Source organism: Dyadobacter sp. (assembly GCF_051859145.1).
Classification (GTDB): Bacteria; Bacteroidota; Bacteroidia; order Cytophagales; family Spirosomataceae; genus Dyadobacter.
Genome location: NZ_JBHYGF010000217.1, coordinates 1,806 through 7,308, shown reverse-complemented (window position 1 = coordinate 7,308; position 5,503 = coordinate 1,806). Strand labels below are relative to the sequence as shown.

General features: G+C 46.5%; 6 protein-coding genes. 1 reads left to right on the top strand and 5 read right to left on the bottom strand.

The features are described from left to right. The 5 genes from ACTIE6_RS13585 to ACTIE6_RS13565 all read right to left on the bottom strand — a co-directional run. Positions 1 to 189: hypothetical protein (locus ACTIE6_RS13585; protein WP_439557154.1), on the bottom strand; the 189-nt coding region annotated here is incomplete at its 3' end. A 22-nt stretch (positions 190 to 211) separates the two neighbouring features. Continuing rightward, positions 212 to 970 carry a hypothetical protein gene (locus tag ACTIE6_RS13580; protein ID WP_439557153.1) on the bottom strand — a complete coding sequence of 253 codons (759 nt, stop codon included), beginning with the start codon at positions 968 to 970 and terminating at the stop codon, positions 212 to 214. A gap of 25 nt (positions 971 to 995) precedes the next feature. Beyond that, the gene (locus ACTIE6_RS13575) at positions 996 to 2,213 is read right to left on the bottom strand and encodes a hypothetical protein (protein ID WP_439557152.1); all 1,218 of its coding nucleotides are present in this window, start codon (positions 2,211 to 2,213) and stop codon (positions 996 to 998) included. A 60-nt stretch (positions 2,214 to 2,273) separates the two neighbouring features. Then, positions 2,274 to 3,281 carry an SAM-dependent methyltransferase gene (locus ACTIE6_RS13570; protein ID WP_439557151.1) on the bottom strand — a complete coding sequence of 336 codons (1,008 nt, stop codon included), beginning with the start codon at positions 3,279 to 3,281 and terminating at the stop codon, positions 2,274 to 2,276. A 49-nt stretch (positions 3,282 to 3,330) separates the two neighbouring features. Then, on the bottom strand, positions 3,331 to 4,581 hold the full coding sequence (locus ACTIE6_RS13565) for a styrene monooxygenase/indole monooxygenase family protein (protein ID WP_439557150.1): 1,251 nt from the start codon (positions 4,579 to 4,581) through the stop codon (positions 3,331 to 3,333). Between the two features lie 117 nt (positions 4,582 to 4,698). Here ACTIE6_RS13565 and ACTIE6_RS13560 point away from each other — a divergent pair. Continuing rightward, a partial coding sequence (locus tag ACTIE6_RS13560) for a serine/threonine protein kinase (RefSeq protein ID WP_439557149.1) occupies positions 4,699 to 5,503 on the top strand: 805 nt, incomplete at its 3' end.

The window sequence follows — 5,503 nt, the reverse complement described above, 5'->3', positions numbered from 1 at the left end:
GTTTTCAATTTTTACAAGTTCGGAGAGCTGATCGTAGATCGTGTCAAAAATCAGGACATCAGGATTCCGTTCCAGTAGAAAGTCCAGTCTTGTTTTGTCAGAGACATTTTCCAACCTGAAAAAATCAGGCTGGAAAATGTTGCTCAAACGCTCCGCATATTTGTGGCTGCACTTTACCATTGTATTCATGAACATTGATTAAAAAGGATGATCAAGCGAAAGACGGCATTTGCTGGTCAGCATTGGTTTTTGCGAAGAAATTGTCGCCTAATACACCGACCCCGTATCTGCACACAATACCTGCAAGAATAGCCTGGTTGGTTTGTTTTTGGGAAATGCGCTCCACCGAAGACAGAACCGCCCCGGAAAATTTCGGGAATTTGAAGCCGGGATAACCAACTCCGTTTTGTCTTACGGTAACCCCCTCTAACATCGGCAAAAGATCTGCATGGAACTTCACCGAGCTGGTCGAGCAGGAGTAAAGGCAGTACTTAGCATTGTCGAGGATCGAAATCCCGACCGCGGCCAGCATGGCGAACCTGCATAAACCCAGGCCGCGGAATTCGTCGGCTACTGCAACCCGGCTTAGCTCAACAGTCGCATCTTTATAGTCAGGGTGTGTCTGATAATCCAGGTCAAATGCATATTCTGTTGGCAGAGCATTTGAAAAGTCAGGCTTGATTTGCAGATCAAATTGGTGATTAATAGTTTGCAAATGCTTTTGAATGGCTGTATTAACCTGTCTTTTGACGACCCTGATTGTCGCAATCTGTTTCGCTCCGCAATATATTCCGATCAGGTTTGCTTTCCAGTCGCTGGGCAACAAGTCGTACCGGTTATCGGTGTATTCGTTGGAATATTCCTTTTTGTAGACTGCTCTTCTTAAAGCAAGGTGATCAATGATATCCGCCTCACTTGTAAGTTCTCTGAGTTCGAAGTTTTCGATGAGATAGTGAAAATTAAATGCCATCGTAGTGCAATGTTAAAGGTGACTATCACAACTCCTTGAAAGAAGCCTCATACAACTGCGCCAGCACTGCAGGATTGGTAATCTGGCTGTGTGTGGATGTTGCAAATACAGCTACCTGCACCTTTCCGAAATCCATGATCATCGCTTCGCAATTATTCTCCGCTCCTTTTTTCCAGTAATAAATGCTCTTTTTACCCGCAAAACTTCCGTCAAAACCAAGTAGCTGGGATTTCATTCTGTTGAGGTTATCGAAGCTGACAATCCTGAACTGGGCCACCGCTGATTGTAGTTTGGCAAATTGCTCTGCACTCATATACAGACCTGTAACTCCGCAATCAACCAGGTGCAATTCCTTTGAAGTGCCCGGCTCATCGCCTTTTTTGGTAGGGTATCCTTTGTTGGCTTGCGAAGATGGAATAGAGCCTTTTTCGTTCCAGCCGCCCCAGTCGATTACACCTGCATTCGCCAGACCAGCCGCCGTAAATACATTTGCTCTCACATAAGCGCGGAACTGTTCGCCGTATTCGATAAAGTTGTTATCCGACTGTTCCAACTTGTTCAGTTTTGTACTGTTTCCTTGCGCAGCCAGTTTTTTCGCTTCCAGATAGGGGAGTATTACGCCCAGCAAAAGGTAGTTCACGTCGACATTCTGAACAGTTTTAGATTCGAAAACAGCATTGTTTACCTTGCCGGTTACTGTAAGTGACAGCTTGTGATAATCGTTGTAATCGATCAGTCCCGTCCTGTGCGCCAGCAGCCTTTCAAAGGTAAGCGTCTTGAATTCCTTGCTTGGTTTCCAGTATTTAGGCAGGTAAGGCCACACCGCAGAACCCAGGTCTACTTTATGTTTTTGAAGGGCGTGGATCATCGCGACGGCCGTTACATACTGGCTAACAGTAGAAATCTCCTGTTTTATAATTGCGCCGTGGAGCTGCATAGGTGTGTCAACATGCTTGCGCGCAAAACCATCACCACCATTAGATACATAATAAGGAACGCCGTCATTATAAATCGTGTAGCCAAATCCGGCTACGAGTGGGTCCATGTAGTCTTCTATTTTTTGGGCAAACACATGATGATCAAATTTGGTAGGAACGCCGAACTTGGCTGCGCGCGTCGAATCTGCGGCTTTTTCAGTCGTAACCTGCTCCGACAGCAGCTCGTCTTCACGGCAGCTGGTAGCAAACAGGGATGAGAGTAAAACAAAACAGAATGTGCCGGATTTTAAAAATCGATTTTTCATCTTGAGTAAATTGAGAATTTTGATTGATGGTATGGATATAATTGACTTGGGTAAGCGGGACTAGTTCATGCAGAGCGCTGACTGCGCCGGGGATAGTGCACTATGGATTTTGAGGAATAGGTTAATGCCCAGCGGCTCCTGTTCTACGGTTATATTCGCTGGATGTACACCCGCTTCCATGGAGAGCCGGACGAGTTCTTCGGGGCTTCTGCGGATCAGGAACCATTCGCCGAAAATCTCCATATAACCCCTGCTAGGATTGTTTTCTGAAAAATTTCCGATCAGGATTTCTCCGCCAGGTTTGAGAAAAGTAAGCAGCCTTTTAACGGCCAGAATAAAAATGCGGTCTTCAAAATAATCAAACAAACCAGCCGACCAGATCACATCATACTTCTCAGCTCCTGAGAAGCGCAGGATGTTTTTTTTGCAAAAACGAACCTGGTCTTTAAACGGCTCACAAAGGTTGCCTGCAAAGGAAATTGCATCCGCATCAATATCCACGCAGGTAGTTTTGAGCATATCCGGGTCAATCGTTTGATAAAGCTCGAAAAGGTCCCGTGCCGGGCCGCTGGCTACATTCAGCAAGTTGAGCGGCGACTTGCGGTCTTTCAGTTTTGTCAGCAATTTATCTTTAAAGAAAGCTTTCCGGTTGCGCACTGCCTCCGTGGCCGCATGGTAGTGAAAGTACCGGTCCCATTTTTCGTAGTCGGGATGGTTGAAACTGTCATAGGTGTAGATCATATCGATCAGCGCATAGTCGCCTGCATAGCCCAACGGTTTGCGGTATACGTAGCCATAAATGGAATTTGCCAGAAACTCATTATCAAAAACGCTTTGCAGAAAAGTTGTTTCCATTTCTCCTATCATCCCATTTTGCTTCATGCGATACAGCTGCTGCATGATCTGGTCGATAAGCGGATAATCTTGTTCATCGGGTCCGCCAGTTGCCAGCATTTGCCGCAGCACGGAGATCGTTTCTGACTTGAAGCCGAGGCCTTTTTTGCTCTGAGCGGAGACATAGTTCTCCTGTTCTGCATCCGCGATGGATGCGAAGTTGAGGTTGTTCATTGTTTGAATTTTACGTGTGAGTAAATATTAGCCTGATATTGCAGGCGGTTTAAAGCACAGGTTCTGCGTTTCTGACTTTACCGGCCAGGTATTTTTTAGCTTCTTCCGCATCGTCAAGCCAGGGAAACAATGCTGGCGGGTGGTTGAAACCATTTACAAAATCGGAAGCGATTTCGGGATTTTGCGCAGCTGCGCTGAGTACTTCCACCACGTGCGGCTGCGCGGGCGCCAGGAATATGTCCGAGAATCGGTTTGTGTATTTTGAATACTCCCAGAATGTTTCAAAAGTCTCGCTCATCCAGGTCACATCAAAAGGTTTGTCGCCTCTTGCGATAATTGCTTTGGCATACACATTCGCCATTTTGGAAGCATTATTACCTCCCTGTCCAACGATAGGATCATTTAAAATAACGGTATCACCAACACCCAGGACTGCGGCAGTCGAATTGAGTTGAACAACCGGCTTGCGTACAACCGGCGTGAATGAACCTTTCAAAAACGCATTATCAGCGATTACTTCTGCATTGGCGAAGGCGGGGTAACGCCAGGGCAGCAGCGTGCGGATCATTTCTTTGGCTTTTGCCAGCAGCTCGGAGGCGGTCGTCGCTTCATCGAACACATCCATTGGTCCGCCGGGAATGCTTTCGATCAGGATAAAAGCGCATTGAATATCATCTTTTTGGTAAAAAGGCGCCGTAATGATTTCTCCGCCGCCCATCAGCGCATCCAGCGTAATGGAAGTGAATTTGGTTTTGTCAGTTTGTTCAAAATCATTGATATGCAGCTGAACGAGTTTACGGGCAGGTTTTTCATGTGTGGAGCGCTGCTCATCCTTTGTAAAAAGTCTGGCAAGCGGACCTTTGCCTGAGGATACAATCACCAGATCGAATTGCGCTGTGCATTCGAGCAGATCAGAAGGCGTGGTGTCGCTCACTACAAACTTGCCTCCCAGCTTTTCAAAAAGCTTGATCCACTGGTAAAATTTAAGCCGCTGATCGATCGATACGCCTGGCTTGCTGGTGCGTGATTTGATCCCGAAAGCGAAGTTCCCGTCCGGTTTACCGAAGTTGATATTGAAACCTGTGGAATGGTAAGCTGTGTCATTCCAGAAATCAAGACCAAGCTCGCGTTCCAGTTGCAGCGTGTCGTGAAAAAGATAGGTTGCTCCCGTCGGCGGACCGTTGAAAATCTCTTCGGCAGAACGTTCTGAAATGATCGTCACGTCGTACCCGCTTTTGACAAGTCTGATCGCCAGGTGTAGCCCCGACTGTCCTGCTCCCATGATTGCTATCTTTCTCATTGCGCTGTGTTTTTGCATTTGATTTTTGAACACGACAAAGGTAATGCGGCACGAAGGGGCCAAATTGAAAGAAGTCCTTAAAAAGTATAAAAAATTATAAAAATCGGCTTGGCGGATTTGTTGATACTGATTGAAAGTCAGACTTTGCAGGACTTTGATATACACAGCATTAAGACACTCGCGACCTCTGCTATGATAAACATTCAGGAATACCGGATCTTACATGAATTGCATAAAGAACTGCATAAATCAACGGTACGCGCCGAAGATGCAGCGACCGGAAAACTGCTGATTTTAAAGGTTGTTCCTTTCAATGGTGTTCACGATACAGCTGGTCAGGAAATCGGGCAGGAATTTGAACTTGGCAGCAGATTTACATTCAGCCGGATATTGAACTACCACAGAATGCAGCGGCCGGAGAACTTCCTGGTGCTTGAAATGGAAGATTATGAAGGCTACAACCTGGAAACGTATTTATCAGAAAACCAGCCCACAATTGCTTCTGCGCTGAAAATTGCATTGTCTTTAACACAAATCATTGAAGAGCTGCAATACCACCAAATCGTCCATCCGGATCTCCGGCCCGCGCATTTTTTGGTCAATGCAAATACATTTGAAATCCGGTTGGCTGATCTGAGCTGCGCGGTTTTAAAAGAGAACTCAGGCCAAGTTACCCGGGCAAATACTTCCCTGGCTGCATTGCAATTTATGTCGCCCGAGCAGAGCGGACTCATGGATATTCCGGTTGATTTCCGATCGGATTACTACCATTTGGGCGTGATGTTCTACCAGCTTTTCACCGGTGTTTTGCCTTTTGAAAATGCAGATCCAAATGAGCTTGTGCATGCGCACATGGCGCGGTCGGCGGCGAGCCCATCAGAAGTTAATCCCGCCATTCCGGCTCCGGTTTCGGAGCTTATTC